Source organism: Hydrogenophaga sp. L99 (genome assembly GCF_058731905.1).
This window is the reverse complement of sequence record NZ_CM178972.1, coordinates 3611934-3636146: the sequence shown is the minus strand read 5'-3', so window position 1 is coordinate 3636146 and position 24213 is coordinate 3611934. Positions and strand designations below refer to the sequence as shown.

General features: G+C 65.8%; 18 protein-coding genes. 9 read left to right on the top strand and 9 right to left on the bottom strand.

The annotated features are described in order from the left end of the window. Positions 1–54: 54 nt before the first annotated feature. From AC4QBL_RS17410 to AC4QBL_RS17395, 4 genes are all read right to left on the bottom strand, one after another. Positions 55–4314, bottom strand: a complete 4260-nt coding sequence (locus tag AC4QBL_RS17410; RefSeq protein ID WP_472907728.1) for an Eco57I restriction-modification methylase domain-containing protein — start codon at positions 4312–4314, stop codon at positions 55–57. A gap of 138 nt (positions 4315–4452) precedes the next feature. Continuing rightward, entirely contained in the window at positions 4453–5739 is a 1287-nt protein-coding gene (locus AC4QBL_RS17405; protein WP_472901909.1) for a solute carrier family 23 protein, read from the bottom strand. Between the two features lie 145 nt (positions 5740–5884). After that, positions 5885–6370: a DUF3237 domain-containing protein gene (locus AC4QBL_RS17400; protein WP_472907729.1), complete on the bottom strand. Its 486-nt coding sequence runs from the start codon at positions 6368–6370 to the stop codon at positions 5885–5887. A 39-nt stretch (positions 6371–6409) separates the two neighbouring features. Beyond that, positions 6410–7780: a vanadium-dependent haloperoxidase gene (locus AC4QBL_RS17395; protein ID WP_472901907.1), complete on the bottom strand. Its 1371-nt coding sequence runs from the start codon at positions 7778–7780 to the stop codon at positions 6410–6412. Positions 7781–7994: 214 nt separating this feature from the next. On the opposite strand from AC4QBL_RS17395, the gene AC4QBL_RS17390 reads away from it, so the two are divergent. From AC4QBL_RS17390 to AC4QBL_RS17370, 5 genes are all read left to right on the top strand, one after another. Beyond that, a complete protein-coding gene (locus AC4QBL_RS17390) occupies positions 7995–10187 on the top strand; it encodes an acetoacetate--CoA ligase (protein WP_472907730.1) in 2193 nt (730 codons plus the stop codon). A 128-nt stretch (positions 10188–10315) separates the two neighbouring features. Beyond that, complete coding sequence (locus AC4QBL_RS17385) at positions 10316–11314, top strand: tripartite tricarboxylate transporter substrate binding protein (protein ID WP_472901905.1); 999 nt, start codon at positions 10316–10318, stop codon at positions 11312–11314. An 85-nt stretch (positions 11315–11399) separates the two neighbouring features. Beyond that, positions 11400–13319: a sigma-54-dependent Fis family transcriptional regulator gene (locus AC4QBL_RS17380; protein ID WP_472901904.1), complete on the top strand. Its 1920-nt coding sequence runs from the start codon at positions 11400–11402 to the stop codon at positions 13317–13319. Positions 13320–13506: 187 nt separating this feature from the next. Next, a complete protein-coding gene (locus tag AC4QBL_RS17375) occupies positions 13507–15339 on the top strand; it encodes an NAD(P)/FAD-dependent oxidoreductase (RefSeq protein ID WP_472907731.1) in 1833 nt (610 codons plus the stop codon). 58 nt (positions 15340–15397) lie between these two features. Continuing rightward, a complete protein-coding gene (locus AC4QBL_RS17370; protein ID WP_472907732.1) occupies positions 15398–15958 on the top strand; it encodes a hypothetical protein in 561 nt (186 codons plus the stop codon). Between the two features lie 4 nt (positions 15959–15962). On the opposite strand, the gene AC4QBL_RS17365 is transcribed toward AC4QBL_RS17370, so the two are convergent. Genes AC4QBL_RS17365 through AC4QBL_RS17355 form a run of 3 tightly spaced genes read right to left on the bottom strand, consistent with a single transcriptional unit; the run spans position 15963 to position 17867 of the window. Continuing rightward, on the bottom strand, positions 15963–16865 hold the full coding sequence (locus AC4QBL_RS17365; protein ID WP_472907733.1) for a DMT family transporter: 903 nt from the start codon (positions 16863–16865) through the stop codon (positions 15963–15965). A gap of 4 nt (positions 16866–16869) precedes the next feature. Then, positions 16870–17343, bottom strand: a complete 474-nt coding sequence (locus AC4QBL_RS17360; RefSeq protein WP_472907734.1) for a MarR family winged helix-turn-helix transcriptional regulator — start codon at positions 17341–17343, stop codon at positions 16870–16872. A gap of 2 nt (positions 17344–17345) precedes the next feature. Then, the gene (locus AC4QBL_RS17355; protein ID WP_472901900.1) at positions 17346–17867 is read right to left on the bottom strand and encodes a flavin reductase family protein; all 522 of its coding nucleotides are present in this window, start codon (positions 17865–17867) and stop codon (positions 17346–17348) included. 120 nt (positions 17868–17987) lie between these two features. Between AC4QBL_RS17355 and AC4QBL_RS17350 the strand changes: the two genes are divergently transcribed. From AC4QBL_RS17350 to AC4QBL_RS17335, 4 genes are all read left to right on the top strand, one after another. Continuing rightward, positions 17988–19040, top strand: coding sequence for a 2,5-dihydroxypyridine 5,6-dioxygenase NicX family protein (locus tag AC4QBL_RS17350; RefSeq protein ID WP_472901899.1), 1053 nt, complete (start codon positions 17988–17990; stop codon positions 19038–19040). A gap of 73 nt (positions 19041–19113) precedes the next feature. Beyond that, positions 19114–19926: an alpha/beta fold hydrolase gene (locus AC4QBL_RS17345; protein ID WP_472907735.1), complete on the top strand. Its 813-nt coding sequence runs from the start codon at positions 19114–19116 to the stop codon at positions 19924–19926. A 32-nt stretch (positions 19927–19958) separates the two neighbouring features. Continuing rightward, complete coding sequence (locus AC4QBL_RS17340; RefSeq protein WP_472907736.1) at positions 19959–21227, top strand: acyl-CoA dehydrogenase family protein; 1269 nt, start codon at positions 19959–19961, stop codon at positions 21225–21227. Positions 21228–21326: 99 nt separating this feature from the next. Beyond that, entirely contained in the window at positions 21327–22217 is an 891-nt protein-coding gene (locus tag AC4QBL_RS17335) for a M14 family zinc carboxypeptidase (protein ID WP_472901896.1), read from the top strand. Between the two features lie 42 nt (positions 22218–22259). Here AC4QBL_RS17335 and AC4QBL_RS17330 read toward each other — a convergent pair whose 3' ends face one another. Then, a complete protein-coding gene (locus AC4QBL_RS17330) occupies positions 22260–23090 on the bottom strand; it encodes a hypothetical protein (protein ID WP_472901895.1) in 831 nt (276 codons plus the stop codon). Between the two features lie 26 nt (positions 23091–23116). Continuing rightward, entirely contained in the window at positions 23117–24103 is a 987-nt protein-coding gene (locus AC4QBL_RS17325) for a hypothetical protein (protein WP_472901894.1), read from the bottom strand. Between the last annotated feature and the right edge of the window lie 110 nt (positions 24104–24213).

The window sequence follows — 24213 nt, the reverse complement described above, 5'->3', positions numbered from 1 at the left end:
TTTTCCTGACTGGTCTGAGTGGCCTTTCGGTCCACCCAGACCGTTGGCACCCGGTCAAACCAGCTGGCCGCCCTCAATGGCTTTGAGCTTCGCCAAGATGTCTTCCTTGGTGCGGTAGCGGCCAAACAGCTTCATGTCCTGCTCGCGCACGATGGGGAAGGTGTCCAGGATGTAGGCCGCGTCTTTGGCATTGATGCCGTAGAGGTGGAAGAACAGCGCATCCAGCGAAGCCATGCGGGCGCGCCGGTCTTCCTCGTCCCAGATAAACGGTGGCAGTACCTCGCCCTGTGCGTCCACGTGGCCCATGTCGCGGGCAAAGGGCGCCATGTCGTGGGCGGTGTAGGTCAGGGCCAGTACCTGCTGGCGGATGAAGTCGGCGATGCTTTGGGTACCGACGCTGGCTTGGAAACGCTCGGTGGCGATGATGGGAAGTTGCTCCAAGATGTAGGCGCTGAAGTTCTGCCCCTGGAGTTTTTGTCGCCCGAGAAAGTCAAATGCAAACGAATTCAAATTTGCAAGCAACAGGGCATGTGTCCAGGGCGGGGTTGCTGACCCTGCTCCTGCGTCCGGCAATATCACAGACATCGAATGTCCAACGCCGCAGAACGGCAACACAGCGGCGATGAAGGAGCGTACGTTGGTCGGCGACGTGACCTGTTTGAAGCTGATGGCCCAGTTGAAACGGAGTTCAGGGGCAATGGAGGCCGTGTTGACGAAATATTGAGGCTCGGGCATCCGCATGGGCGAGGCCTTTTCGACAGCCGAAATGCTTTCTGGTTGAGCCGCTCGCTTGAGGTTGGCCGCGTTCACAACCACATCGGCAGCCCGGTGATCGAACATTTGCACCATCTTGCCCTCGTACAGAGGCAACGCCTCTTCCCCTCCTCGGAACCAGCGGTTCATCGGTCCAGGCGCCCAACCGTCTTTCTTCAGCTCACTAGGCTTGATAAACAGCTTGGAGTCGATCGTCATATCAAACATCCTTACAAGTCGCACAGGCCAAGCCCTCTGATCGGGTAGCTGACCGAGACTTTCGCTGAACCTGCCGTGACGCAACAGAACCGGGTGATTTGTATACACGTTGAGCGCAATGTCGGCGTCGCGCCGGTTGCGAAAGATGGGCGCCGCTCCGGTGTTCGGGTTGACGCGCTCAAAGTCCTCGGCGCTCAATGAAAGCGTGCGCTCGGCGTTGTCCAGCTCATCAATGCGGTGCAGGTAGAAAGCGCAGCGGCTCTTCGGGAACACACGCTGGTTGCCGGCAAAGACCAGGGTGCAAAACTTGAAACGCGAGTCCACGTCCGGGAAAAATCCCTTGCGGTTCTCGAAATCAAACAACGCGCCCAGACGACCGGTGGCGCTTATGGAGCGAAAAAACGCAGACGCACTTTTGTCGGCCGCAATACCGCTGGGTGTGAGCAGGGCCACCACACCTTTTGGTGCGCACAGCGTTTGCGCACGCTCGACAAACAGGCTGTAGAGGTTCATGTCACCCCCGCCGAGCAGCGGGTAGTCACCGCTACCCAGCTTGCCGTTGCCCAGCACGCGCGCGTTGGCCTCGGCGCGTTCTGTGGCTTCCACGTATTGGGTCCACAACCCGGATTTCTGAACCTGAAGCTCTGCGATCCGCCGTTTTCGATCAGAAGCGCGGGGTTCTTTCGCGATGGCTTCAACACGCTCGGAAAACCAGGGGACCTCTTCGAAGCGAATCTTGTCCCACGGCGGATTGCCGATCAGCGCGTCAAAGCCTGAGGAGTTGCCCGCGAACACGGTGGGAAAACTCGTCCACCAGTGGAAGAAGGTTTCGCGCGCGGCCAGTGCGCGAGCGCGGGCGATGAGGGCGTTGGCCGCCGAGGTGGCCGCGTCGTCGCCATCCAGCTTGCCGGTGGCGAGCACCGACACCAGGTTGTGGTTCGGGTCCAGCAGCCGCATGAGACCAGCGTACTCAGGGTGTTGACCCGCAGCGATCGCGGCCTTGGCTTGCTCGGCGTCTTTGGGCAGCTTGAGCAAGCGCGGCAACTGGCTGATTTTCTCCACAGGCCAGCCCGGCACCAGCCAGCGCAGCGCGCGCCAAAAATCCAATACTGCGTGTAAAGGCGCGAGCTGGGCCTGCGCTTCGGTGGCCAGCTGTTTGGACAACTCGGCTTCGCCAATGTCCACGTCGGTGAGGTCGGCCACCTGAGCCATGGCCTTGGCGGCCAGCGCCAGACGGTCGAACTCTGTTTGCAGCAGCAACGCGCCAAGCTGCTGCAGGCCGCGCTGCACCGTCGGCAGTTGCTCGCCGTGCAGGCTGTCACCGATTTTGAGGTGGTGGTCCAGAAAGCTGAGCGGCGCGCCCACGGTGAAGGTGTGCAGCCAGAGCGCGGTCTTGGCCAGTTCCACCGCCATGGGGTTCTTATCCACACCGAAGATGCATTTCTTCAGAATCATGCGGCGCACGATGTGGCGGTCGTCCAGCTGCGCATCGGTCACGGCCCATCCGTGGTTCTTGGCGGTTTTTCGGATGCTGGAGCGAATGGCCGATATGCGTTGCAGCACCGGGCTTTGCCAGGGTTGCCCGCGTTCCGCCAGATGCGCGGCCCAGGGCTGCTCGTTCACCCTCAGCGTGGCGGTGGTGATGGCTTCCAGAATGCGGTCGGCCAGATCGTCCACCAGCGCCACCAGAAAATGGCCGCTGCCCATGGCGGGGTCGCAGATTTGCAGCTCCAGGATCTGGCTGGCCGGGTCTTTGGCATCCAGAGCTTCCCAGTCGCCGGGGTTCATCGAGGTTTTTTTGGCGAGCTTCTTGATCTGTGCCTCGAAGTCGTCGGCTTTCTCGCCCGCGAGCAGGCCCACCGATTCGCGCAGGATCAGGCGCACCAGATCGTCGTGCGTGTAGTAACTGCCTGAAACCTTGCGTGCAAAGCTGGCGGGCTGCGCTGTGATGCGGTTGATCTCGGGTTTGTCTTTGTAGTCGTCGCGGGCCTGTACCTCATGTACCAGGTTGTATTCCAGCAACCGTTCGTAGATGCCACCCAGGTGCGAAACGGACAAGTCGCGGTAGTTGATCCAGCCCCGGATCACGTCTTCGGTGCGGCGGGACAGCGCGTCGATGATGGGCGCCATCACTGCGTCGGGCACGCGGGTGCGCTCCAGCAGCGGCGAGCGGGCGCGGTCGAACAGGCCGCCGTTGTAGGCGGGCATGCCCACCGCGTCGTCGCCTTCGTCGATCAGCAGGAAGGCACCTTTCAGGTCGCGCCAGATGTTGTCCAGCTTGGTGGAAAACACCTTGGAAGCGTCGATGTCGTCGCGCACTCGCTGGCGCAGTCGGCGCACGCTGTAGGGCGCATAGCGTTCGTCGCGCACTGGGAGCAGGTTGCGGTCTTCGGCGTAGAAGAGAAACAGCAGCCGGTAGAGCAACACTAGCGCGCCTTCGCGCACCTCGTCCAGGTAGTCGGTGGTGTATTGGGGCCGTTTGAACTGGCCGTACCCCACTTCCTGGGTCTTGGCGTGGAGGTCGCCACGCGCGAGCGCATCGGCAAGCCGCGGGAACACCTCGCCAAACACGCGGGCTCCCAGGTCTTGCGACACCTTTTCTTCGTACAAGCGCGCTTCGTTGAGCGCGTACGCATGGAAGGTGCGTTCGCTGTCGTCCCAGCTTTGGCGCATGAAAGCGCCACGGTGGAAGAACAGGAAAAAGAGCCTGAGCGCGTGGTCGGGGGCGATCTCGTCCAGCTCGTGCTGTATACCGGGAACGCCCAGCGCGGCTGACAGATCGACTTCAAAGAATTCTTCAGCTCGGGAGCGGGCGTCCTGCCAATAGAGGCGCCACACGGCACCGTTTGTCAACATGCCCCACTTCACGGCGCGGTCCGACACCACGTCGGCACGGCTCAGGTAGCGCAGCATCTGCGACGAGGGCGCGTCGGGGTCGTGCGCATCGCTGGTATCGCTGCGGTCCAGTGGGCGCAACCAGCGCTTGGCTTCGAGGATGGCTATGCCGTGGCGGTAGCGTTGGTCGTCTTTCAACGGCAACGCCGTGGCTTTGGACGCTGCATCGGGGAAGAGCAGCACGTCCGGTACGTCTTCCCGCCGTTTGCCCGACAGGTTCACCTGCGGGAGGACGTCGTCCCCCCAGCCCAGCTCCACCAGCACCTTGTTGATCACCAGGGCTTCGGTTTGCGCCTCGTTGATGGTGGCGGTGCTGTCTAGACCTGTGAAGATGCCTTGAAGGGCTGCTTTGAAAGCTGCAAAGGCAGTGTCGTCAAACTCCTGGAAAGGCGGCGTTTCCGTGACGCCTCGGGTCAGAAAATCTTGTGTGAATAGCTGTCCCTGCATGGCTTTCCCGTGTGCTGGCTGTGTTGGAGAGGCAGTTTAAGCGGGGTGTGTGCCGGGACCGGCTGATACGAGCGCAAAAAAAAGCCTGACCCCCGATGCAGGGGCCAGGCTGAGGGGTGAAACCCAAAAAGTGGTGGATCAGGCTTTGCGGTTCAGCAGCGCGTGCAACAAGATCGCGCCGAACGTAGCCGTTCCGATGCCACCCAGCGCGAATTCACCGAACTTGAGTGTGTAGTCGCCCGTACCCAGCACCAGCGTGATGGCGGCCACCAACAGGTTTTTGTTGTTCGAAAAATCGACCTTGTTGTCGACCCAGATCTTGGCGCCGGCCACGGCGATCAGGCCAAACACGACGATGGACACACCGCCCATGACCGCCAGCGGAATGGCCTGGATCAGCGCGCCAAACTTGGGGCTGAAGCCCAGCAAAATGGCCATGATGCCCGCCACCATGAAGATGGCGGTGGAGTAAATTTTGGTGGCGGCCATGACGCCGATGTTTTCGGCGTAGGTGGTCACGCCGGTGCCGCCGGCGCTGCCGGCCACGATGGTGGCCACGCCGTCGCCCATGAAGGCGCGGCCCATGTATTTGTCCAGGTTTTTGCCGGTCATGGCGGTCACGGCCTTGATGTGGCCCAGGTTTTCCGCCACCAGAATCACGGCCACCGGCGCAATCAGCAGCATGGCGTTGGCTTCAAATACCGGTGCGCTGAAGTTGGGCATGCCAAACCAGGCAGCGTTGATCAGACCCGACAGGTCCATCGGGTTGCCCAGACCGAGGCCGTTGGTGAGCACGGCGTAGACCACGCTGGCCACGATCAGGCCCATCAGGATCAGCAGGCGCTGCAGCATGCCGCTGCTGAACACCGCCACCAGCGCCACGCAGACAAAGGTCACGCCCTGCATCCAGGCGTCGAAGTTGGTGGGCGCCATGTTTTTGATGGGGATGTGGGCCAGGTTCAGGCCGATCACGGCCACCACCGAGCCAGTGACCACCGGCGGCATGAAGCGCTCGATCCAGCCGGTGCCCACGGCCTGCACGATGGCGCCGATGAGGGTGTAGACGATGCCGCAGGCGATGATGCCGCCCAGCGCCACGCCAATGTTGGCGTTGGGCCCGGGGCCGGCGTAGCCGCTGGCGGCAATCACCACGCCAATGAACGCGAAGCTCGAACCCAGGTAGCTCGGCACTTTGCCCTGCGTCATGACGAAGAAGATGAGCGTGCCGATGCCGCTCATGAGGATGGCGACGTTGGCGTCAAAACCCATGAGGATGGGCGCGAGCACGGTGGCACCAAACATGGCGATCAGGTGCTGCACACCCATCACCGTGGTTTGTGGCCACGACAGCCGCTCGTCGGGCCCCACCACGCCGCCGCTGGCGAGGGTGGAGGCCGGTTTTTCTGTCCAGTTGAATAGACCCATGGGAAGAAACTCCGTTGTTGTTAAAGTAAAAATCAGGAAAGCGTGCGGCCGCGATTCTGACCGCAGCGAGAGACGCCCACAAGCCGCGCTGCAGCAGCGCAGACCCGCGCGGGACAACAGGGGCTGCCGATGCGCAGCCCCGGTGTCAGGCGACGCGGAAGAACCGCATCTCCACCCGGTCTGGAAAGCGTGCGCCGGTGCCCACGAACAGGCTCTCGGTCAGCCACGCCAGTGCAGAGTGCGATACCTCGAAGCTGGGCGCGCAGCGAAAGTAAATGGCCGCTGGGTCCACCGGCTCGCCGCGCACCAGCTTGGCAATGTCTTCGGCCGAGCCACGGCGCAGCGCGCGGTTTTGCACAAACACATGGGCGCCGGGCCAGGCCGGGTCGTTCAGTTGCAGCAGGTAGCGTGCATCCAGGTCGGCGCAGGTGTCGCTCACCACCAGCTGAAAGTCGGCACCGCCGGCCAACACCGCGCCGTTGACCCGGCCGCTCACCGTGCCGCCGGTGATGGGAATGATGCGCCGGCGGCCCCGGCTGTTGAGCCCGGTGATGTCGCCGGCCTCCAAGGGGGCTGCGACGAAGACGGTGAGGTCGAAGGCGGGTTCGAGCGTGGGGGTGGGCAGGGGCATGGGTCCGATGCTACCGCCACTGCCCCTTGGCCCTTGTTATCAGGGCCGGCCGAGCCAGTGAGCCTGGGCGCGTTCAAAGGCTTGTGCGCCCACCTTGCGACCCATGGCCAGACCGGCCACGTTGCCTTCATAAAAGTGGATGCCGCCGTACAGCCGCGATTCGCCCGCTTCCTGTGCGGCTGCACTGAAGCTGCTCCAGCTCAGCACCGTGCCAGCCGCGGTGGCCAGGCCCGGCTCCACGCGCAGGGGCACTGGCTGGGTGTAGCTGGCGCCAAACGCATCGCTGCCGGTGAAGCGGCTCAGCACCTCGGCGCCCGCCATGGAAAACGCGCTGTGCCCCGAGGTGAACTCCGGGAACGGCGGCGTGGGGAAGCTGCTCACCTGGTAAGGGCGCCAGGCTTCGCCGTCGATGGTGGCTTCGGTGGTGCCGGTCCAGCCGCGAATGCGTTTGCCACGGAAGAGGTGCCGGATGGCGGTGACCGGGCGCACATAGTCGTAATAGCGCTTGCATTCCCAGGTGGCAATGGCGGCATCGTGGATCGCGTTGGCCAGGGCAAAAAACATCTTCACGTCCTGCGCCAGGGTGTGGTGGTCGCGCGCCGAAACGAAGGCCGCAAACACCTCCCAGTGGCCCGGCGGCAGCTCGGAGCTGGGGCCATCGGCCCAGTATTCGGCGATCACCTTTTGCTTGACCCTGAGCTTGTCCTGCACATCCACCACGTGTCTGGCCTGGTCCAGAAACGCCTGCGAGGTGAGTGCAGCCGGTGCCGACGGCCGGAACTGTCCGGCCGAGGTCAGGGCGAACGGACGCACGTCTTGCCACTGCGGGCCGATGAAGCCTGGCACCTTGACCGCGCCGCTGCCGTCCGCATAAGCCAGTGGCTGCCAGCGTTCGGGCACCAGGATGTCCGACGGCGTGGCTGGCGAGGTGACGTGCATCGGCATGTTGACCGGCCTGTAGCCGGTGGTGTCGGCGTACAAGCCGGCCTGGTTGGCGCCGTCGGTGTGCGCATGGGCCAGCACGGCCTGCGCGGCCAGGTTGCCCAGGCCTTCGGGCGTGGCCGGGTTGGTGCTCGTGCTCGGCGCACTGCCCTGGCTGGCGAGCATGGCGTCAAACGTGGCGGTTTCGCTGGGGAACTGGTCTTTCAGCACGGCGTGGGCGGCGTGGCTGATGGCTTTTTCGATCTGCGTTTCGGTGGCCCCCGTGACGCGCGCTGTGCCCAGGTGCACCGGCAGCGCTTGCGCGTCGTGCACGGCCCAGACATCGAATAGGGCGGTGTGCAGCAGCGCGAGCGAGCGCGCCACCATGGGCGGCCCGATGCGGTTGCGGTCTGCGCCCACGCCGGTCGCACCGATGTGGCGGATGGCTTCGAGCGCGGTGTGGGTCCATTTGACGGAAAGGGTATCCATGGCAGGCTCCTCATGACGGGGTTGAAGGAGGCTCTAAGCTAAACCTGCGCCGTTGTGGGCGCCATTCACCCAATGGGGGGAAACGTCCTCAAAAGGGGGATATCCCGCGCCGCCAAGGGCGGCCACGCGCGGCGGCTTGGGCTGTCACCTCGGCACTGGTCGGTTGGCGGTCCAACTGCTACGCTGCCCGTCCCGGAGACACCACGAGACCGCCATGCGCCAGAGCCCGCCGCCCTACGTTCCGCAAATTCGCCTGTACCAGCAGTGGCTGGCCGAGCACCGAGGTCTGCGTTTTGATGACTACGACGCGCTCTGGCGCTGGTCCACCACCGACCTGGACGCGTTTTGGCAAAGCATCTGGGATTATTTCGACCTGCGCTCGCCCACGCCCCACCAGGCGGTGCTGGAGCGCAACGTGATGCCGGGCGCCCACTGGTTCCCGGGCGCGCAGGCCAACTACGCGCAGCAGGTGTTTCGCCATGTGCAGCCGGCCCACGCTGCGGGCTTTGCGGCAGTGGTCAGCCGCAACGAAAAAGGCCGCGCGCTGGAGCTGAGCTGGCCCGAACTGCGCCGCCAGGTCGCGTCGCTCGCGCTGCACCTGCAGGCGCAGGGTGTGGTGCCCGGCGACCGCGTGGCGGCTTACCTGCCCAACATTCCTGAAACCATGGTCGCCTTCCTCGCGGTGGTGAGCATCGGCGGTGTGTGGAGCGTGTGCGCGCCCGACATGGGCACCAACGCCGTGCTCGACCGCTTCAAACAGATCGAGCCGGTGGCGCTGATCGCCTGCGATGGTGTGACGTATGGTGGCAAAGACTTCGACCGCCTGGCCGTGGTGGCCGAGCTGCGTGCGGCCCTGCCCACCGTGCGCCATGTGATCCTGCACACCAACCTGGCCGTAGAACCCGCCGCAGTGGACAACGCGCTCGAAGCGGCCCAGCCTTGCACCGCTTTCAGCACCGCCGTGGCGCAGGACGACGCCGCGGTGCAGGCCTTCGAGCCCCTGTGGCTGCCGTTCGACCACCCGCTGTGGATCGTCTACAGCAGCGGCACCACCGGCCTGCCCAAGCCCATCGTGCACGGCCACGGCGGCACGCTCATCGTGGCGCTGGCGCTCAAGATCATCCACAACGACGTGGGCTGCAGCTACCACCCCAACAGCTGGGGCGAGCGCTACCACTGGTACAGCTCCACCGGCTGGGTGATGTGGAACGCGCAGACCAGCGGCCTGCTCAACGGCACCACCTGCGTCATCTTTGATGGCAACCCCGGCGGCAGCAAAGACCAGCCCGACTGGACCGTGCTCTGGCGCTTCGCGGCCGAGCAGGGTGTCACCTTCTTCGGCGCCGGCGCAGCGTTTTTTGCGAACTGTTTGAAGGCGGGTGTGGACCTGTCGGCGTGCGGCGACCTTTCCAGCGTGCGCGCGCTCGGCACCACCGGCTCACCGCTGTCGGAAGACGCCCAGAACTGGGGCACGGCGCAGTTCGCTGCCATCGCCCAAACCGAAGCGCAGCGCGACATCTGGTGGTGCAACATTTCTGGAGGCACCGACTTCGCTGGCGCGTTCATCGGCGGCCACCGTGAACTGCCGCAAACCCCTGGCCGCATGCAGTGCCGCCTGATGGGCTGCGCGGTGGAAGCCTGGGACGAACAGGGCCAGCCCGTCATCGACGCTGTGGGCGAACTGGTCTGCACGCAACCCATCCCGTCCATGCCGCTGTACTTCGTGGGCGACGTGGACAACCAGCGCCTGCTGGGCAGCTACTTCGACATGTACCCGGCGGGTCATGGGCGCAAGCCCGGCGGCGGTCAGCCGTTACCCCCACGCTCCCCCGCTGCGCGATGTCCGCTGCCCCCCGAGGGGGCTGCCCCGGTCTTGGGGCGGCCCGGCGACCGGGACCTCGGCCCAGAAGCCGGCGCCGTCTGGCGCCATGGCGACTGGCTGCGCATCCACCCGGACGGCTCGTGCGTCATCTACGGCCGGTCCGACGCCACCATCAACCGCCACGGCCTGCGCATGGGCACCAGCGAGCTGTACAGCGCGGTCGAAGCCCTGCCGGAAGTGCTCGACAGCATGGTGGTGGACCTGGAGTACCTGGGCCGAGAAAGCTACATGCCGCTCTTCGTGGTGCTGCGGCCCGGCCTGGAGCTGGACGACGCCATGACCGCCCAGATCAACGGCGCCATCCGCACCGCGCTGTCGCCGCGCTTCCTGCCCAACGCCATCCTTCAAGTCGCTGAAATACCGCGCACCCTCTCGGGCAAGAAGCAGGAACTGCCCATCAAAAAGCTGCTGCTTGGTCAGCCGCTGGACAAGGTGATCAACAAGGAAGCCATGGCCAACCCGGGCTGCCTGGACTGGTACGTGGCCTTTGCCGCCGAACACCAGGCGCGCGCGGTGGCCAGCTGAAGCGGCGGGCCACCGGCGCGGTCGCGTGGGTGACCCAAAGCGGGCCAGGCATGGGGCTGCCCCTGTTTTCAGTCGGGGCGCGCCGGGTTATGTTGCGGGTTGTCCATTCCACCCACCAGGAGACCCGCATGAACCCCCGCCAACCCGCCGAATTCAACCGCCGCCAGGTCCTGTCTGCCGCAGCCGCTGCCGTGGCTGCGCCCGCCCTGCTGCCCGCCACCGCCTGGGCACAAGACAAGTTTCCCTCGCGCCCCATCACGCTCATTGCCCCCTGGCCGGCTGGCGGCAGCAGCGACGGCGTGATGCGCGCCTTTGCCGAAAGCGCCAGCAAGAGCCTGGGCGTGCCGGTGGTGATTGAAAACAAGCCCGGTGCCGGTGGCACCATGGGCGCGGCCGCCATGGTCAATGCCAAGCCCGACGGCTACACCCTCACGCAACTGCCACTGGGCATTTACCGCCTGCCGCACATGCAAAACATGAGCTTTGACCCGGTCAAAGACATCAGCCACATCGTCTGCCTCACCGGCTACACCTTTGGCATTGCCTGCACCGCCGACGCACCGTTCAAGACCCTCAAAGACATGGTGGCCTACGCCAAGGCCAACCCCGGCAAGCTCGAATACGGCCACACCGGCACCGGCACCACGCCGCACCTGGCCATCGAAGAGTTCAGCACCAAAGCCGGCATCCAGCTCAACCCCATTCCGTACAAAGGCTCGGCCGAAATCATGCAGGCCATTTTGGGTGGGCACATCCGCGTCATGAGCGGCACCACCGAATTTGCACCGCACGTGTTCAGCGGCAAGCTGCGCCTGCTGGCCACGCTGGGCAGCCAGCGCAACAAAGCCTTTCCCGACGTGCCCACCGTCAAAGAAAGCGGCTGGGACACCATCACCGAATCGCCGTTTGGCATCGGCGGCCCCAAGGGCATGGACCCGGCCGTGGTGAAGGTGCTGCACGACGCTTTCCGCAAGACCCTGGAAGACCCAGCGGTGCAGGCCACGCTGGACAAGTTCTACATGCCCAGTATCTACATGAGCACCGCCGACTACACGGCGTATGGCGAACGCACGTTCAAGGCCGAGAAGGCGACGATTGAGCGGCTGGGGCTGGCGAAGAAAAGTTGAAGCCTCGGTGAAAACCCGCAATTGACAGGCGGTCGTTCTGGGGTGAAGGTGGCAGATTGTTCGGCCGCTTTCACAAGGTTTTTGCATGCCCAGCACACCGCACCAGCACATTGCCACCGTGATGCAGGTCGCTGCGGACGGCGTGGGCGCACAAGCCGCAGCGCGGCACGAGCAGGTGATCCGCGACTCGTGGCACCGCTGCGTGCACGAGCACCGGCTGGACCCGACGCGCATGCAGGAAGCGGTGATCCTGCCGCAGGCGCGGCTGCGCGAGCACCAGGACCAGATGGAGGCGCTGTTGCAAATCGCGCGTCACGGGCTGGAGGCGCTCTACAGCAAAGTGGCTGGCCTGGGTTATGTGGTGCTGCTGACGGACGCGCGCGGCGTGACGGTGGACTTTCTGGGTGACCTGGTGTTTGAGCCCAGTCTGCGCAAGGCGGGCCTCTACCTCGGCGCTGACTGGAGCGAGCAGCACGCAGGGACCTGCGGCGTCGGCACTTGCATCAGCACCGGCAAAGCGCTCACCGTGCACCTGGACGACCACTTTGACGCCACCCACATTCCGCTCACCTGCACCACCGCGCCGGTGTACGACAGCGCGGGCGAGCTGAGCGCAGTGCTCGACATTTCGCAGCTCAGTTCGAGCCAGCCCAAGAGCAGCCAGCACCTGGCGCTGCAGTTGGTGAAGATGACGGCGCACGACATCGAGCACGCGGCCTTTCTGCACCGCCATCGGCACGACTGGATCTTGCGACTCTCGGCGGCGCCGCAGTTCCTGGACGTGCAGCCCGAGTACCTGCTGGCGCTGGACGGCCACGGCCGCGTGGTGGGCCACAACCGGCGTGCCCAACTGGCTTTGCAGGGCCCAGCGCCGCACGCGCCGCCGCTGGTGGGGCGCAGCTTCGAGGCGCTGTTTGACCTGTCGTTCAGCCAGATCGGCCGCTTCGTGCTGACCCAGCCTTCGGACCAGCGCGCGGTGATGCTGGCGGGTGGACGGCAGCTGCTGTTTCTCTCGGCCGTGCCGCCGCCGCCGCGCCCGGTGGCCGCTGCGCAGCGCGAGCGCGCGGTGCCAGCGCCGCTGGCCGCGCTCTCGGCGGGCGACGCCGCGCTGGACCGGCAGGTGGAGCGCGTGGCGCGGCTGGTGAACACGCCCATCAGCCTGCTGATCACGGGCGAAACGGGTTCGGGCAAAGAATTTTTTGCCAAGGCGGTGCACCGTAGCAGCGAGCGCCGCGCGCGGCCCTTTGTGGCGGTGAACTGTGCGGCGATCCCCGAGCACCTGATCGAGAGCGAGCTGTTTGGCCATCTGCCGGGCAGCTTCTCGGGTGCATCCATCAAGGGCAAGCGCGGCCTGATCGCCGAGGCCGACGGCGGCACGCTGTTTCTCGACGAGATCGGCGACATGCCGCTGGCACTGCAGACGCGGTTGCTGCGCGTGCTGTCCGAGCGCGAGGTGTTGCCGGTGGGCGCCACCCGGCCGGTGCCGGTGAACATCCGCGTGATCGCGGCGACGCACGCGCCGCTGGAGCAGCGGGTGCTGGCGGGCTGCTTCCGCGACGACCTGTATTACCGCCTCAAGGGCGCGCACATCCAGTTGCCGCCGCTGCGCGAACGCAGCGACCTGGGCGCCATGATCACGCGGATGCTGGGCGGGCGCACGCTCACGCCCGCCGCGCTTCAGCGCCTGCTGGCGCACCGCTGGCCTGGCAACCTGCGCGAGCTGCGCAACGTGCTGGACTACGCGGCAAGCATCTGCGCGAGCGGGGCGATGGATCTGGACGATCTGCCGGAGTTGTCGGTCGCGCGGCTGACTTCGCGGGTTGATACGGCGGAGGCCATGACTGGCGACGGGCCTGAGGCGCTGCTGCAGGCGCTGCGCGCGGCGCACTGGAACGTGAGCGCCGTGGCACGCGCCATGGGTCTGTCGAGGATGACGTTGTACCGGCGGATGAAGCGGTTCAACATCCTTCCCCCGAACAGGCAGGACGGCCCCTCGCTCCACTAAAAGCCCGGCCGAGAGGTTGTGACACCTGTCACTTTGCGGGTGACAGGTGCACGAGGTGTGACACCCGCACCGCTTCTGAAAGTCTCGGCAAATCAAGCACTTGCGCGCGTCCGCCGCATGGCACGCGTCTTGAGTTGTATGGGGCACCGGCCCGCTTCGAGGTCGGCACCCACAGGAGACAAGACCGATGACCGATACCGCAACCGACACCGCGCCCACCACCACGACCGTGACCACGCCTTCCCAGCGTGCCCAGGCCTGGCTGGACCAGTTCGGCGCCGCCCTCGCATCCGGCCAACCCGACGCCGTATTGCCGCTGTTCGACGCCGACTGCTACTGGCGCGACCTCGTTTCATTCACCTGGAACATCCGAACCCAAGAAGGTGTTGATGCCATCCGCGACATGCTCGCGGCGCGCCAGGCCGAAACCGGCGCATCGAACTTCCAGCTCGAAGGCGAGGCGACCGAAGCCGACGGTGTGCTAGAGGCCTGGTTCACTTTCGAGACCCAGGTCTCTCGCGGGCGCGGCCACCTGCGCCTGAAAAACGACAAGGTCTGGACGCTGCTGACCACCATGGTCGAGCTGAAAGGTTTTGAAGAGAAGAAGGGCACACGCCGCGTCAAGGGCGCGGAGCACGGCGCACAGCAGGGGCGCAAGAGCTGGCTGGAGCGGCGCCACGAAGAAGAGGCGCGGCTGGGCTACGACGAGCAGCCCTACACGGTGATCATCGGCGGCGGGCAGGGCGGCATCATGCTGGCCGCGCGGCTGCGCCGCCTGGGCGTGCCGACCATCGTGATCGAGAAGAACCCGAGAGCCGGCGACAGCTGGCGCAACCGCTACAAAACGCTGTGCCTGCACGACCCGGTCTGGTACGACCACCTGCCCTACATGCCCTTCCCGGACGACTGGCCGGTGTTCGCGCCGAAAGACAAGGTGGGCGACTGGCTGGAGATGTACACCAAGGTGATGGAGATCAACTACTGGGGCTCGACCACTGCGAAGAAGGCCAGCTACGACGAGGCCAAAGGCGAGTGGACCGTGGTGGTCGACCGCAACGGCGAAGAGGTCACCCTGCGGCCGAAACAGCTGGTGTTCGCGCTCGGTGTCTCGGGCTACGCCAACGTGCCCAAGATCCCCGGCGCCGAGACCTTCGAAGGTGATCAGCACCACTCCAGCAAGCACCCTGGCCCCGAGCAGTACAAGGGCAAGAAGGCGGTGGTGCTGGGCTCCAACAACTCGGCCCACGACATCTGCGCGGCGCTGTGGGAGAACGGCGCCGACGTGACCATGGTTCAGCGCAGCAGCACGCACATTGCGCCGTCGGACTCGCTCATGGAACTGGCGCTGGGCGGGCTGTACAGCGAGGAAGCGCTGAAGAACGGCATTGACCACCACAAGGCCGACCTCGTGTTCGCCAGCGTGCCCTACAAGATCATGCACACCTTCCACATCCCCGTGTACGACGAGATCAAGAAGCGCGACGCCGACCTGTACGGCCGACTGGAGAAGGCGGGTTTCATGCTCGACTTCGGCGACGACGGCTCGGGCCTGTTCATGAAGTACCTGCGCCGCGGCTCGGGCTACTACATTGATGTGGGCGCGAGCGAGCTGGTGGCCAACGGCAGCGTGAAGCTCAAGAGCCACAACAACATCGAGCGCATCAACCCCAAGAGCGTGACGCTGACCGACGGCACCGAGCTGCCAGCCGACCTGCTGGTCTACGCCACCGGCTACGGCTCGATGAACCACTGGCTGGCTGACCTGGTGTCGCCCGAGGTTGCCGACCGCGTGGGCAAGGTCTGGGGGCTGGGCTCGAACACCACCAAAGACCCGGGGCCGTGGGAAGGCGAGCTGCGCAACATGTGGAAGCCCACCAACCAGAAACAGCTGTGGATCCACGGTGGCAACCTGCACCAGAGCCGGCACTACTCGCAGTTCCTGTCGCTTCAGCTGAAGGCGCGCTACGAGGGCCTGGACACGCCGGTCTACGGGCAGGCGCCGGTGCACCATTTGCGTTGATCGGCTGAGGGCATCGCTATAGTGGGCAGGCCCAAACGCCTGCCCACGCCATGCCCGCATGCCACGAACCCCACCGCTGGAGCGATCCTTGCTGATCGCCGAACAGCGCTCGGCCCTCTCCGGCTTCACCTACGACCTGAAGTCGGCGGATGGCGTGGTGCTGGGCGAGCTGTGTTTTCCCGACTGGGCGCAGGCCCGCAACGCGCGGCTGAAGAACCCGGCGCCGAAGCGGCTGCGGTCCAGCATCGACCTGCGCCTGTCGGGCGCGGCATACACCATTGAATTTGAGTACACACGCCGCGGCTGGACCAACGACACCCGCTTCGAGCTGATGCACGATGGTGCGCGGCTGGCCTCGGCAGCGGTGGCGGTGCCTCAAGGCTTCTGGGGCCGTGCGACCCTCACCGTGACCGAGCCGTTCAGCGGCGAACTGGTCAGGCGCAGCAGCCTGTTCAAGACCCGCTTCGAGTTGCTGCGGGGTGGTCAGTCGCAGGGACTCATTCACGAGCCGGATGCCATCACCACCCGGCGGCGGCTGTGCGCCGAGCTGCCGGCAGACACCGCGCCGGCGGTGCAGGGCTTCCTGTTGTTCCTGGTGTTGAACCTGGCGTTTGGCTGAACCCTCACCCCTTCCGGCTCACCAGCACAATCCCCGCCGCCACGCCCAGCAGCGCCAGCACCAGCTGCAGCGTGAGTGGCTCGCTCAGCAGCACCACGCCAAACACCAGTGCAAACACCGGCGTCAAAAAGGTGAAGGTGCTCATCTGCGTGGCGGGGTAGTGGCGCAGCATCCACATCCAGGCCAGGTAGCTGGCGAAGGCGCCCACGGCGGTTTGCAGAAAAATGGAGCCCCAGGCCAGCGCGGAATAGTTCAGGCTCCAGGTTTCGCCCAGCGCGAGCGAGAGCAGGGGTGTGACGGCGGCGGTGACGCCGAGTTGGTAGAACAGCGACTTTTCGGCCGCTGCGGTGGCAATTTTGGTGGTGCGGATGGCCAGTGTGGTCAGGCCCCAGAGCATGCCGGCGGCCAGGCCCATGGCGTCGCCTTTCCATTGCCCGGCCACGGGGGAGCTGTGCATGAAGCCTTCGCTGAAGGCCACGGCCACGGCGCTGAACGCGACAAACAGGCCCACCCACTGGATGCGGCGCAACTTTTCGGCCGCCACGAAGCGCGGCAGCAGCAGCGCCACCCAGAACGGGCTGGTGTACAGGAACACCGTGAGGCGCGAGGCGCTGGTGTGCGTGAGGCCCAGGTAAATAAAGCAGAATTCGCCCGCAAACAGCAGACCCACCAGCAACCCGCCCCACAGCGTGCCGTCGCGTTTGAACAGCGGCACGCCGCGGTATTGGCACCACAGCCAGAGCAGGGTGGTGGCGCCCCACATGCGGATGGAGGCCTGCCACAGCGGCGGGATTTCGCGGCTGGCGAACTTGATCAGAATTTGCTGGAAACCCCAGAACGCGCAGCACGCCACCAGCAGGGTGATGGCAAACGTGTCGAGGTGGTCTTTGCGTTGAATCGTGGTCATGGCATCAGCGGGTGAGGGTCAGCGCGCGCAACTGGGCTTTCAGGCGCTGAATGTCGGCGGCGCTCAGGCCGGCGAGGGTTTGGGTTTCGTGTTCGCGGGCCTGGGCCATGAGGGGGTTCACTTTTTCCTGCCCTGCGGGGGTGATGGCCACGAGCGTGCGCCGCTGGTCTTGTGGATCGTCCGTCAACTGCACCCAGCCTTGTGCGCTCAGGCGCTGCAGCAGCTTGGTGACGGTGGGCTGCTGGCTCAGCACCTCTTGCGCGAGCTGGCCCACGGGCATGGGGGCCTGGTCGCTCAGCGTTGCCAGCACACGCCATTCCAGCGAGCCCAGCCCGGCGGCTCGCACCGCGGCTTCAAAGTCTTTGAACAGCGCATGGTTGGCCTGGCCGAGCAGGTAGCCCAGGTAGTCGTCCACAAAGCGGGAGCCGGTTGCTTCGACGGGTCCTTGCGGCCGCGCGGTGTCCGTCCTTCTGCCCATCGTCAAAGGGGGTGTTCGGTGTAGAACTTACCGCCGTGGTAGAGCAGCGGCGACGCGTCGGCGCGGTGGGCGCAGCGCTCTACTTCGCCCACAAAAATCACATGGTCGCCCTCGGCGTACTGGCTGCGGTTGAAGCATTCAAACGTGGCGGCAGCACCCGCCAGCAGCGGCGCCCCGCTGACGCCTTCGGTGAATGCCACACCGGCCCAGCGGTCGATGCCCTTGGCCGCAAATTGCTCGGCCAGGGCTTGCTGGTCGGCGCCCAGCACGTTGATGGCGTAGTGCATGCCGTTGGAAAACGCCGCCATGGAGCCCGCCGCACGGCCCAGGCTCCAGAGCACCAGTGGCGGGTCGAGCGAGACCGAGTTGAAGGAGTTGGCGGTCAGGCCCACCAGCTCACCCGCAGCGGTGCGCGCCGTGACGATGGTGACACCGGTGGCAAACATGCCCAGCGACGCGCGGAATTCGCGCGCAGAAAAGTCGGGTGGGCGGGCCTGGTGGCCGGCAGAGCGGGCTGGTGACATGGGTGCCATTTACATGAAAATTCATCAATAATAGGCGGTGCCGTGCCAGGCATCAAGCCCGCAGGGAACCACCCGGCCAACGCGCCTTGGAAGGGCGCGCGTATTTCTTTAGGAGACGTTATGTTGCAAGAGCGGATCGAACCCGCCTGGGTCGACGCGTTTGAGGCCGTGTTGCGCCGCTGCGCGTTGCAACCGGGTGACACGGTAGCCATTCTCGGTGAAACCCAAAGTCGGCCGGTGCTGATGGAATTGGCGCGCCTGGCGGCTGACCGCCTGGGGGCGCGCAGCTTCACGCTCACGCTGCCCTCGGTGTTCAGCGCCCGGGAGCCGGTCACCCGGTCCACCGGCGCCACGCCGGCCATTCAGCAGCTGGCGCCGGTGGTGGCCGCGCTGCAAGCCTGCACCCTGGTGGTGGACTGCACGGTAGAAGGCCTGATGCACGCGCCCGAGCTGCCCGCCATTTTGCAGGGAAACGGCAGCACCCAGCCGCGCGTGGTGTACGTGAGCAACGAGCACCCCGAAGCGCTGGCCCGCCTGCTGCCCGACGACGCCACCGAAGCCCGCGTGAAAGCGCATGTGAAACGCCTGCGCGGCGCCCAGGCCATGCGCGTGCGCTCAGCCGCGGGCACCGACCTCAGCATCGCCCTGCCAGGCGCGGTGGCTGGTGGCAACTGGGGCAGCACCACGCGCCCCGGCACGCTCACCCACTGGCCGGGCGGCCTGGTGCTGGCGTTTCCCGCCGCCGGTAGCGTCAACGGCACGCTGGTGCTGGCCGAGGGTGACGTGAACCTGACCTTCAAGCGCTACATCGAGCGCGCTATCACGTTGACGATTGAAAACGACTACGTGACCCGCATCTACGGCACCGGGGTGGATGCCGAACTGTTGCGCTCGCACTTTGCCGCCTGGGGCGAAAAAGACGCTTACGCCGTTTCGCATGTGGGCTACGGCCTGAACGATGCCGCCCGCTGGGACAGCATGGCGCTTTACGACAAGCGTGACTTCAACGGCACCGAGCTGCGCGCCTTTGCCGGCAATTTTCTCTACAGCACCGGCGCCAACGAAACCGCTGGCCGCTACACCCGCGGCCATTTCGACTGGCCGATGCGCGGCTGCACCGTGTCGCTGGACGACGCAGTGGTGGTGGGCGCAGGCCGGGTGGTGGACGCATGAACGCCCGCAGCGCAGTGCGCGCAGCGACAAGCCCCGGGCCGGGCGGCAGCCCGGAACGCAAGGGGGCATTTCTATGACATTACCGAAATTCATGACCCTGGGCAGCGGCCCCACGGTGCTCATGTTGCACGGCATTGGCGGTGGTCACCGCGCCTTTGCGCCGCAGGTGGAAACGCTGGCCAGCCTGGGCTACCGCGCCGTGGCCTGGGACATGCCCGGCTATGGCCGCAGCGCGCCCATTGAGCCTTACACCTTCAAAGGCCTGGCGCAGCGCTGTGTGGACTTGATCGACGCGCTGCAATGCGACAGCGTGGCGCTTTTGGGCCACAGCATGGGTGGCATGGTGGCGCAAGAAGTGATCGCCCGCCGCCCGGACAAGGTGAACAAGCTCATCTTGTGCGGCACTTCCGCAGCCTTCGGCAAACGCACCGACGGCAAGAGCGCCGAGGCCTGGGCGCAGCAGTTCATTGCGCAGCGCACGGCGCCGCTGGACGCGGGCCAGACCATGGCACACATGGCGGCCAAGCTGGTGCCGCAGATGGTTGGCCCCGGCTCGTTGCCCGAGGGGCTGAAGCTGGCCGAGCACTGCATGGCCAGCGTACCCGCCGCCACCTACCGCCGCGCGCTGGAGTGTCTTGTCACGTTTGACCGGCAGGCCGATCTGGCCCAGATCCGCGTGCCCACCTTGCTCATCGGCGGCGAGTTTGACCGCGTGGCCGCGCCCGCCGTGATGAAGCAGATGGCGGCCGCGATCCCGCGCGCGCGCTACGCCGAACTCGCTGGCATCGGCCACCTGATGAACCTGGAAGCACCCGACGAGTTTGACGCGCTGTTGCTCGCTTTCCTGCAGGAGCCCACGCCCAAGCCGCTGCCCGACACGCATTGAGCCCATCACCCCACTCGCAGGAGACAAGCCCCATGAACAACCCCGTCAACCCACACACCGGCCTGGACTTCACCCCCGCCGTGGGCGACATGCCGTTCAACCCGCTGCAGCGTGAGCTGCTGGCCAAGGCCCACGCCTTGGGCCGCGACGTGTTCGCCGCCCGCGCGCCGCAATGGGACCGCGAAGCCAGCTTTCCGTTTGCCAACTACGACGACCTGCGCGCCGCCGGTTTTCTGAAACTTTGCGTGCCCACCGCCCACGGCGGCCTGGGCGCTGACTACACCACCTACATGATGGTGGCCGCTGAAATTGGCCGCTTTTGCGGCGCCACCGCGCTCACCTGGAACATGCACATTTGCAGCACCATGTGGACCGGTGTGCTGGCCGACGGCATTGCCATGACCGACGAGCAGCGTGCCGAGCACCTGGCCCGGCGCGAGCTGCACTTCAGCCGCATCGTGAACGATGGCGCCATTTACGCCCAGCCTTTCAGCGAAGGCACCGCCGCCGCTGCCGGGCGCGCGCCCTTCGGCACCACCGCCAAAAAGGTGGACGGTGGCTGGCTCATCAACGGCCGAAAGATCTGGGCCAGCCTCTCGGGCGCAGCCAATTACTACGGCATCTTGTGCACCGAAGACAAAGGCGACGACCACCCCGACGCGCGCGACACGCTCTACATCAGCGTGCCCGCCACGTCCGAAGGCTTCAGCATCAGCGGCGACTGGGACCCGCTGGGCATGCGCGGCACCGTCAGCCGCAACTTGGCCTTCAAAGACGTGTTTGTGAGCGACGCCGAGCAGCTCATGCCGCGCGGCATTTACTTCAAGGGCGCGCAAACCTGGCCCGCCATGTTCTTCACGCTCTCGCCCACCTACCTGGGCCTGGCCAACGCGGCCTACGACTTCACCGTGAAATACCTGCGAGGTGAGGTCGAAGGCGAGCCGCCCATCAAGCGCCGCCAGTTCCCCACCAAGCAGATCACGGTGGCTCAAATGCGCATCCAGCTGGAGAACATGAAAAGCATCTTTGCCCGCGCCATTGCCGAGGCCAAGCCCAACCCGAGCAAAGACGAAAAACTGCGCCTGTACGCCGCGCACTACAGCGTCATGGAAGGCGCCAACGACATTGCCCGCCTGGCCATTCGCACCTGCGGCGGACAAAGCATGATGAAACACCTGCCGCTGGAGCGCCTGTACCGCGACAGCCGCTGCGGCGCCCTCATGCTGCCCTGGACGGCCGAACTGATACTGGACCGCATGGGCCGCGAGACGCTGTACGAAGCCGGCGAAAAAGACGCTTGAAGGCGAGCATGGCGCCCTGCGTGCAAGCTGTCACGCTCTGCCCAGGCACTTGCCTGGGGCGCAAGGCGTTCAAGCCGGGCTGGCTCCTAGAATGCCTGCATGAGTGAAATTGACACGTTCCGAATGGGCAAGCGTCTGGTGCTGCTGGCTTTGGCTGCGGCGGTGCTGACCCCGGCCCTGGCCATGGCGCGCGGGCCTGGCCACCCGCTGGCCGATGTGCCGGGCAGCGATCCCTGCCGTGAGTTTGTGGCGCGCTTGCCCAATGTGTCAGGCGCCTTGTGCTCAGCCGCCCAGCTCAAACCCACCGTGGGCCGCTCGGTGCAAGGCCGCACGCTTTACTACCGCGACGTGGTGGCCCCCGACGCCAAAATCCGCGTGCTCGTGGTGGGCGCCATGCACGGCGACGAACTGTCGTCGGCCTCGCTGGCGCTGCACTGGATTCAACGCGCCACCGAAACGCCGTCCAACGCCCACTGGCGCTTCGTTCCCGCGCTCAACCCCGACGGCCTGATGGCCCGGCCCGCCAAGCGGGTGAACGCCCGCGGCGTGGACCTGAACCGCAACTTTCCCACGCCCAACTGGGCACGCGACGCCAAGGTCTACTGGGAACAGCGCACCAAAAAAGACCCGCGCCGCTGGCCCGGACCCAGCCCCTTGTCCGAGCCCGAATCGAAGTACCTGCACGACGAGATGGAGCGCTTCCAGCCCGACCTGGTGGTGAGCATCCACGCGCCCTACGGCGTGCTCGACTTCGACGGCCCCGGTGTGCCGCCGCCCCAGCTCGGCCGCCTGTACCTTGACCAGGTGGGCATTTTTCCCGGCAGCCTGGGCAACTACGGCGGCGTGCACAAAGGCATGCCGGTGGTCACCATTGAACTCACCAGCGCGTTTCGCACGCCGCTGGACGCCGAAATGCGCCAGATGTGGCTGGACCTGCTGCGCTGGATGAGCGAGCGCGTGGGCCAAGGCATGGGCGGGCCGGTGCGCTGAGCGCGCTGGGCTCCCCAAACCGTTTCAAACCAAACAGCTTTTTCAAAACCGCCGGTTCAGCGCGGCCGCCAGCACCGTCTGCCGCTGGCGTATTTCAGGCATCCACGCCACGGCCACCGGCACGCCGTTGCGGGTGACCGCCCGCGCTGCCCCGGCGGCGGTGGTCTCCAGCTGGCTTTCCAGCCGCAGTTGCCACGACCAGGCGCCGGGCCGCGCGCTGCGCGCGCCACCGTCGAGCTGCAGGCCCAGCGCCAGCAGGCGGTTGGGGCCCAGCGGCAGGGTCAGCGGGTCGGCGTTGGGCAGGCCCACCCGCGCTGTGCCGCCAGGGCCACCGCCGGCCCAGCTGCTGGCGCTCAGTTGCCAGGTGGCGGCCTTGTGCAAGCGCCAGCGCGCGCCCAGCGCGAGCTGCCAGGCCCGAAAACGCTCCGGGTAGCCCAGCGCGGTGGTGGTGCTGGCGATGTGCCGGTCGGTCTGCCGCCAGCCCAGCCTAGCGCCCCAGGCCCAAGGGGTGTCAGCGTCTTGCGGGCTTGTCTGGGCGAGCGTGCCCAGCGGTAGCCAGCCGCTCAGCGTGAGTGCATCCACGCGCAGGCGGCTGCTGGTTTGCACCGACGTGCCGGTCTGGGTCTGGCCGTCGTAGTGGCGCGTGCCCTGGCTGCGGGCCCACTGCGCTTCCCATGTGGCCGTGCCGCATTGGCCTCCCGCCGCCAGCGCGACACGGTCCAGCCAGCCGCGTTCGGTCAGCACCGTAGCGCCTTGAGCATCCCGCTCGGCCCAGTGGCTGTGCTCGCGCCCGGCTCCCAGGCCCAGCGTGGGCGTGCCGCAGTCCATGGCCAGTGCAGCGCTGGAAAAAACCAACGCCAGCGCCACAGCCATGGAACCGCTGCAGCGAGCCCGTGGCGTCAAATGAACTCGCTCCAGGCGTGTGTTTCCGACAGGTCCGCGCTGCCATCGCCGTTGGTGTCCACGCTGATGAACACCTGGGTGTCAGACACCGCCGTGATGCGCAAGCTGCTGGCCGAGCCTGTCACGAGGGCCTGGCCGTTGGGCGGGTAGTTTTGGGCGCCCAGCCCGCTGAAGGGCGTGATGTTGGCGATGACCACCGACTTGCCGCCCAAGGCCGACGACGTGAGGGTGCCGTTGACCGTGGCCGAGTACGCGTAGTCCAGCAGCGCGGGCTCAATGGTTTCGTGGGTGGTGAAGTTGGTCAGGGTGCGGCTCGTCAGGGTACCGCCCACATTCAGCTCTTCGCGGTAGCTGGCCGTGGTCAGGCCAAATGTTTGTGCGTAAAGCCCGGTGGACACGGTGTCGAGCGTCACCGTGCCGTTGGCCAGCACCGAACCCGCTGCCGAGGTGACGCGGAAAACTTCGAACGACAAGGTCAGCTTGGCCGCAAACACGGTGGATTGCAGGTCGCCCGTGAGGGTGTTGAAAGCAAATCGCAGCGTGCCGTTGGCCGTCTCCCCCAGCTCCACGCAGTTGTTGAAGGTTTCTGTGAGCACGTCCCCGGCTGAGACGACCCCATTGTTGTCCCGGTCGTCAAACGTGATCGTGACGCTGCCACTCTCACAGGGCAGGATGTCGCTGTACTCGGCGCCCACCACCACGGCGCCTATGCCCGCCACCCGTTCGGGCAACCGGGGCAGCTGCAGGCGCGCGTAGCGCAGCGGTTGGGGCACGGCACTCACGCTGGCGCCGTACACCAGTGCTTCTGATGTGTCCACCAGACTGAACGAGGTCATCAGCACCTCTTGCGTCACCGTGAGGTAGTTGGCCGCCGTGATGGCCAGGGGTTCGCCCACCGGGTTGTCGGTCAAATCGCTGCTGCCACCGCAAGCCACCAGCGCAGCGCAGGCCACCCAGGGCACCGATTTTTTGAAGGAAAACATGGGCCCAACTCCTCAAGATGAATGATGAAAATTCATTCTAGGAAGCGCGCACTCGGCGGTGGCCGGGCCATGTGTGGTCCCGTTGCGTCGCGTCAATGGGCGCGAACAAG

Coding starts and splice junctions, on each gene's coding strand:
- AC4QBL_RS17410 (WP_472907728.1), bottom strand. CDS start 4,314: ATGCAGGGACAGCTATTCACACAAGATTTTCTGACCCGAGGCGTCACG.
- AC4QBL_RS17405 (WP_472901909.1), bottom strand. CDS start 5,739: ATGGGTCTATTCAACTGGACAGAAAAACCGGCCTCCACCCTCGCCAGC.
- AC4QBL_RS17400 (WP_472907729.1), bottom strand. CDS start 6,370: ATGCCCCTGCCCACCCCCACGCTCGAACCCGCCTTCGACCTCACCGTC.
- AC4QBL_RS17395 (WP_472901907.1), bottom strand. CDS start 7,780: ATGGATACCCTTTCCGTCAAATGGACCCACACCGCGCTCGAAGCCATC.
- AC4QBL_RS17390 (WP_472907730.1), top strand. CDS start 7,995: ATGCGCCAGAGCCCGCCGCCCTACGTTCCGCAAATTCGCCTGTACCAG.
- AC4QBL_RS17385 (WP_472901905.1), top strand. CDS start 10,316: ATGAACCCCCGCCAACCCGCCGAATTCAACCGCCGCCAGGTCCTGTCT.
- AC4QBL_RS17380 (WP_472901904.1), top strand. CDS start 11,400: ATGCCCAGCACACCGCACCAGCACATTGCCACCGTGATGCAGGTCGCT.
- AC4QBL_RS17375 (WP_472907731.1), top strand. CDS start 13,507: ATGACCGATACCGCAACCGACACCGCGCCCACCACCACGACCGTGACC.
- AC4QBL_RS17370 (WP_472907732.1), top strand. CDS start 15,398: ATGCCACGAACCCCACCGCTGGAGCGATCCTTGCTGATCGCCGAACAG.
- AC4QBL_RS17365 (WP_472907733.1), bottom strand. CDS start 16,865: ATGACCACGATTCAACGCAAAGACCACCTCGACACGTTTGCCATCACC.
- AC4QBL_RS17360 (WP_472907734.1), bottom strand. CDS start 17,343: ATGGGCAGAAGGACGGACACCGCGCGGCCGCAAGGACCCGTCGAAGCA.
- AC4QBL_RS17355 (WP_472901900.1), bottom strand. CDS start 17,867: ATGTCACCAGCCCGCTCTGCCGGCCACCAGGCCCGCCCACCCGACTTT.
- AC4QBL_RS17350 (WP_472901899.1), top strand. CDS start 17,988: ATGTTGCAAGAGCGGATCGAACCCGCCTGGGTCGACGCGTTTGAGGCC.
- AC4QBL_RS17345 (WP_472907735.1), top strand. CDS start 19,114: ATGACATTACCGAAATTCATGACCCTGGGCAGCGGCCCCACGGTGCTC.
- AC4QBL_RS17340 (WP_472907736.1), top strand. CDS start 19,959: ATGAACAACCCCGTCAACCCACACACCGGCCTGGACTTCACCCCCGCC.
- AC4QBL_RS17335 (WP_472901896.1), top strand. CDS start 21,327: ATGAGTGAAATTGACACGTTCCGAATGGGCAAGCGTCTGGTGCTGCTG.
- AC4QBL_RS17330 (WP_472901895.1), bottom strand. CDS start 23,090: ATGGCTGTGGCGCTGGCGTTGGTTTTTTCCAGCGCTGCACTGGCCATG.
- AC4QBL_RS17325 (WP_472901894.1), bottom strand. CDS start 24,103: ATGTTTTCCTTCAAAAAATCGGTGCCCTGGGTGGCCTGCGCTGCGCTG.